The organism is Actinomadura geliboluensis (assembly GCF_005889745.1).
GTDB classification, from domain to species: Bacteria; Actinomycetota; Actinomycetes; order Streptosporangiales; family Streptosporangiaceae; genus Spirillospora; species Spirillospora geliboluensis.
In genome coordinates this window covers 1-4,173 of the sequence record NZ_VCKZ01000590.1, presented here as the reverse complement: position 1 = coordinate 4,173, position 4,173 = coordinate 1, and the positions used below count along the sequence as shown (strand labels likewise).

Below are 4,173 nucleotides of genomic sequence, written 5' to 3'. Positions count from 1 at the left end.
GACGCCGCCGCCGTGCTCGGCCTGCCGCTGATCGCCAAATGGGCGCGGCCGTGGCGGCTCGGCCGGGGGCTGCGCAGCACCACCCTCGTCGGCACGCTCGGCGAGCTGCACCGGCTGTTCGCCGCCACCCGGGACCGCGACCCCGACGGGGGCGCCGGGCCGCTGATCCTCCAGCGCCGCGTCCCGCCGAGCGGCGGCGACTGGTTCTTCCACGGCTACTTCGACGAGAACCTCGACTGCCTGTACGGCGCCACCGGCTTCAAGCACCTCGCGCACCCGCCGCAGGCCGGGCACACCGTGTCCGGCGAATGGGTCGCCAACGCCGAACTCGAACGGCTCGCCGTGCGGATCGTCCGGCTGCTCGGCTGCCGCGGCCTCGTCGACCTCGACTTCCGCCTCGACGCGGGCAGCGGCGGCTACCACCTGCTCGACTTCAACCCCCGGATCGGGGCGCAGTTCCGCCTGTTCACCGACCGCAACGGGCTCGACCTGGCCCGCGTCCTGCATCTCGACCAGTCCGGCCGCCGCGTCCCGGACGCGCGCCCGGCGTTCGGCCGCACCCTGCTGGTGGAGAACCACTACCTCCAGCAGTCCGCCGGACGGGCGCTGCTGCGCGCCGGGACCCTCCGCCCGCTGCGCGCGGCCGACGAGTTCGCCTGGTACGCCCGCGACGACCTGCCGCCCTTCCTCGCACTGGGCAGGCGCGGCGCGCTGCGGGCGGTCGAGCGGTTCCGCGCCAGGTAACACAACGAACACACGGGGGAAAGAGACATGAGCGACTCGGCCAGCGACGTCGTGATCGCCGGCTCCGGGCCCTACGGCCTGTCGACCGCCGCGCACCTGCAGAACCTCGGACTGGACGTCCGGATCATCGGCGAGCCGATGCGGTTCTGGGAGGCGGGCATGCCCGAGGGCATGTTCCTGAAATCGGAGCCGTTCGCGTCCAATCTGGGGGCGCCGCAACCGGGCCTGCGGTTCACCGACCGCCATCCGGACTGGCGGCTCGGCCAGCCGATCCCGCTGGACACCTTCATCGAGTACGGGCGCTGGTTCGCCGCGGCGGCCGTCCCGCAGCGCCCCGACGACCGGGACGCGCAGGTCGTGAACGTCGAGCGGGGCGGGGCGGCCGGCTACGCCGTCACGCTGTCCACCGGCGAGACGATCGCGGCGCGGGCCGTGGTGCTCGCGGTCGGCGTCGGCCCGTTCGCGCACCTGCCGGACGAGCTGGCGGGCATGCCGTCCTGGCTCGTCTCGCACAGCAGCGCCCACCGCGACCTCGCCCTGTTCGCGGGCAAGGAGGTCGCCGTCCTCGGCGCCGGGCAGTCGGCCCTGGAGACGGCGGTGCTGCTCGCCGACGCGGGCGCGCACCCGCACGTCATCGCCCGGCGGCCCCGGCTCGACTGGAACACCGTCCCCGAGGAGCACCGGTCGCCGCGCGACCGGCTGTTCGGCGGGCCCCGCTCCGGTCTCGGCACCGGCTACCGCACCTGGCTGTGGGCCGAGCGCCCCGGCCTCGTCCGCTACCTGCCGGAGGGGACGCGGCGGCGGATCGTCCGCGAGACGCTCCCGCCGGCCGGCTCCTGGTGGCTGCGCGACCGGCTGGACGAGCGGGTCCGCGTCTCGACGGGCCACCGCCTCGCGAAGGCGGTGGAGCAGGAGGACGGCATCGCGCTCACCACCCTCGACCGCACCGGCCGCCGGGTGGTCACCGAGGTCGAGCACGTCATCGCCGCCACCGGGTTCGTCCCCGACGTCGGACGCCTCGGCATGCTCGCCCCGGCGCTGCGCGGCGCCGTCGCCACCCGCTTCGGCGCCCCCGTCCTCAGCCGCGACTTCGAGGCGTCCCTGCCGGGCCTCTACTTCGCGGGCCTGGCCGCGGCCCCGACGTTCGGCCCGGTCATGCGCTTCGTGCACGGCGCCGCCTTCACCGCCGGCCGCATCTCGCGGCACATCGTCCGCCGGGCCCCGCGCGTGCTCCCGCCCGCGGGCCGCCGGCCGGACGTCCTCGAATCGGACACGTCCCACCGCTGACCCCCGAGGACCCGCCCGCCTCCAGGAGCACCACCACCCTCCTGGAGGCGGGCGTTTCTACGCCTCCGGCCTCGGAGCGCGGGGACGTGCCCGGGTGGAGGATCTTCCACCGGTGGTGGTGCCTTTCTTCGCCCGGTTCGCGGGCCGTGCCGTCAGTGGCCCGCCGGGCGGGCGCGGCGGCGGGCGCGGTCGGCTCTGGCGGTGGTGATCGCCCATTGGCAGCGCCAGTAGAGCGTCCAGGCGAGCGAACGCACGCGGTGGGCGCCGGGGCTCTGAGCGGCGGGGACGGCGGCGAGCGCGATGCGGTCGAAGTCGGCGCGGGTGACGAAGCGGTGCGCCCGGCGGCGCGGCTGGCGGCGCCGCAGCAGCGGGCCGAGGCGGCCGATCGTGGGCGAGGGGTCGAACATGGGAACTCCTCGGGGAGCGATCTCGTAACCGACCGTTCACCGACTGTAGCGCACCCGATACCGGGCGCCATGCTTCTCCCGGACGTGGTGGGCGGAGAGCCGCGGTAAAGGCGAGCCCGGCAAAAACCGGCAAAGCGGGCGTCGATCGGCCGGAAAGCCGGGTCCGGTAAAAGGCGAATTCATGGCTCGGTAAATGATCCCGGGACACGCCGTGGAAAATGGCGGCGGCTCCGCACGGCCATCGGCTCCGGTGTTACTTTCAGGCGAACCTCGATCCGGCGACAAGGGGAACCGGCAATGCATTCCGTACCGATCCAGTGCGGGGCGATTCGCCCGCAGGGTCGGCCGCGGCATGCCCTGCTGCCCGCTCTCCTGCGCCTCGCCGCCATCGCCGGCCTCGCGTTCGCCGGCTGGATCGCGCTCTCCGCGCTGTCCGGCGCCGCCGAGGCGGCCGAGCCGCCGGCGCGGCAGGCCGCCGTGCGGGCGGACGACGCGGGGTACGCCACGGTCCGGCACGTCACGTCCCGGCCCGGCTGGCGCGCGATGGCCGAGGACGTGCGCGAGGCCGGCGACCACCCGATGCGGTACGTCGGGGCGCGGCGGCACGACCTGTTCGACGACAAGGACAAGGTCGTCCGGCAGGTGCGCGAGCTCGCCGACGAGGCCGGGGTGCCGCGCCTCCGCGTCCCGGACATGCGGCAGCGGCGGCCCGTCAAGGAGTTCGTGCACCGGGTCACCGACCGGCGGCCCGCCCCGCGGCCGGCCGCCGACGAGCCGGTGCGGTCGGTCGCGCAGCCGGACGGGCGCACCGCCTCCCCGCACGCTGCGGCCCGCAAGGCGGCGCCCCGCACGGCCGGGTACACCGCCGCCCCGGGCGCGTCCTCGTACCGGGCGGCGGACGGCTGCATGGGCTGCCGCACCGACCAGGAGGCTCCCGCGCACGCGCCCGTGGCGCCCGCGCCCGACGCCCCCTCGGGCGGCGGCTCGACGAGCGGGCACCCGCTCATCCCGGTCGCCGACCTGCCGAACCGCCGCACTCCCGCGGCACCGCCGGCCGTGGACGCGAGCACGTTCCACCGCACGGCGCTGACCGACGTGGCCGCGCCCGGCGGCCCGTCCGTCGTCCCCGACTAGCACTCCCGCACCGGCGCCTCCGCACCGGCGCCTCCGCACGGGCGCCTCCGCACGGGCGCCTCCGCACGGGCGGTCCCGGACCGACGCTCCCCTGACGAGCGCTCCCGGACCCGGCCCGCGGGCCCGAACCGGCCGCTGAGCCGGTCTCCACCGATCTTTCCTCGATGAGCGACGGCCGCGCACGGCCGCCGCCGGGCTGCGCCGCCCCCGCGGGCCGCGCAGCGATCACCACCGATGCAACAGACAGGAGCAACAGCATGCGCATGCGCGCAAGGAACACGAGCCGCGCGGCCCTGGTGGCCGCGGGCGCCGTCGCGATCGGGGCCGCCTTCGGCTCCGGCGCGGCCATCGCCGGCACGACCACGCCGGGCGGCGGCCCGGCCGCCGCGTCGCAGGCCCCGGCGGAGCGCGCCGCCGGAGCCCGGTACGGCGGGGGCGGTGACATGCAGACCTCGGGCATCCTCTCGATCGGCGGGGGGAACCAGGTCTTCGCCCCGATCACCCTTCCGCTCGACATCTGCGGCAACTCGATCGCGATCGCCGGGCTGAGCCGGGCGCAGTGCAAGGGCGGCGCCGGCGTCTCTGACTCTTATACACATCT

Annotated in this window: 4 protein-coding genes and 1 pseudogene; 4 read left to right on the top strand and 1 reads right to left on the bottom strand. The window is 76.0% G+C overall.

The window, feature by feature from the left end; translation table 11 throughout:
• A pseudogene (locus ETD96_RS45515) lies at nucleotides 1-744 on the top strand (ATP-grasp domain-containing protein); the annotation flags it as partial.
• A 27-nt stretch (nucleotides 745-771) separates the two neighbouring features.
• Nucleotides 772-2,031: an FAD-dependent oxidoreductase gene (locus ETD96_RS41945; RefSeq protein ID WP_138642043.1), complete on the top strand. Its 1,260-nt coding sequence runs from the start codon at nucleotides 772-774 to the stop codon at nucleotides 2,029-2,031.
• A 152-nt stretch (nucleotides 2,032-2,183) separates the two neighbouring features.
• On the opposite strand, the gene ETD96_RS41940 is transcribed toward ETD96_RS41945, so the two are convergent.
• On the bottom strand, nucleotides 2,184-2,438 hold the full coding sequence (locus tag ETD96_RS41940; protein WP_138642042.1) for a hypothetical protein: 255 nt from the start codon (nucleotides 2,436-2,438) through the stop codon (nucleotides 2,184-2,186).
• A gap of 297 nt (nucleotides 2,439-2,735) precedes the next feature.
• Here ETD96_RS41940 and ETD96_RS41935 point away from each other — a divergent pair, with 297 nt between their 5' ends.
• Complete coding sequence (locus ETD96_RS41935) at nucleotides 2,736-3,572, top strand: hypothetical protein (RefSeq protein ID WP_138642041.1); 837 nt, start codon at nucleotides 2,736-2,738, stop codon at nucleotides 3,570-3,572.
• Between the two features lie 257 nt (nucleotides 3,573-3,829).
• Nucleotides 3,830-4,173: chaplin family protein (locus tag ETD96_RS41930; RefSeq protein ID WP_171069502.1), on the top strand; the 344-nt coding region annotated here is incomplete at its 3' end.

Coding starts and splice junctions, on each gene's coding strand:
- ETD96_RS41945 (WP_138642043.1), top strand. CDS start 772: ATGAGCGACTCGGCCAGCGACGTCGTGATCGCCGGCTCCGGGCCCTAC.
- ETD96_RS41940 (WP_138642042.1), bottom strand. CDS start 2,438: ATGTTCGACCCCTCGCCCACGATCGGCCGCCTCGGCCCGCTGCTGCGG.
- ETD96_RS41935 (WP_138642041.1), top strand. CDS start 2,736: ATGCATTCCGTACCGATCCAGTGCGGGGCGATTCGCCCGCAGGGTCGG.